The organism is Corynebacterium sp. MSK122 (genome assembly GCF_030229435.2).
Classification (GTDB): domain Bacteria; phylum Actinomycetota; class Actinomycetes; order Mycobacteriales; family Mycobacteriaceae; genus Corynebacterium; species Corynebacterium marquesiae.
Genome location: NZ_JASPHV020000069.1, coordinates 1 through 617, shown reverse-complemented (window position 1 = coordinate 617; position 617 = coordinate 1). Strand labels below are relative to the sequence as shown.

General features: G+C 49.4%; 2 protein-coding genes. One reads left to right on the top strand and one right to left on the bottom strand.

Annotated features, from left to right (window positions below; translation table 11 throughout):
* Positions 1-203 precede the first annotated feature (203 nt).
* Positions 204-362: a hypothetical protein gene (locus QP934_RS11490; RefSeq protein ID WP_419127590.1), complete on the top strand. Its 159-nt coding sequence runs from the start codon at positions 204-206 to the stop codon at positions 360-362.
* A gap of 63 nt (positions 363-425) precedes the next feature.
* On the opposite strand, the gene QP934_RS11485 is transcribed toward QP934_RS11490, so the two are convergent.
* The coding region (locus QP934_RS11485) for an IS3 family transposase (protein WP_419127589.1) at positions 426-617 on the bottom strand (192 nt) is incomplete at its 5' end.

Genomic DNA, 617 nt, shown 5'->3' with positions numbered 1-617 from the left:
AACCTTGCCGACCACTCCATCCCCCGAGATGTTCACTTCATCGACAAACTCCCGCGCAACATCATGGGCAAAGTCCAAATCAACCAACTAAGCAAACTCCACAACCACCCCCACTAAGATTGCACCACCGCCACACACCAACTATGGTAAAACTCGCGTACAAAACCAGTACGCAGCCATTTCACCAAACGTAAGGAAAACAAATGATTGCAGATCTCGTAACCAACGCACAAGAAGCAGCACACGCAGCCATCTCCAACGGCTGGGACATCCTCGAGCAGGCAAGCCTTTTCTTCCGCAAGCTGCCATACCTCATCCCTGACGCACTCAACGAGTTCAACCGCAGCATCCTCGGCTTCTAAAACACAAGCCAAAACACCCCCGAGAACCGTGAACTAGCCCCTAAAGAGTTGGACGGGTTATTTCTAAACAGTCAGGGGTTCAAGGACCTGATTCCGAAATCGCATTGGGATCAGGCCCTTGAGTCGTTTTTCGATGCGTTCGATCTTATGCCATTTGATATATTCTTCGATAGCTTGAAGCTCTTCAACCGTGTCGAAGGCTTCACCGTGTTTGATATCGATTCTAAGTAACCGAAGAATTTGGTCCTTACCCCC

Excerpts from the sequence above, each read along its gene's own strand:
- QP934_RS11490 (WP_419127590.1), top strand. The coding sequence starts at position 204 with ATGATTGCAGATCTCGTAACCAACGCACAAGAAGCAGCACACGCAGCC.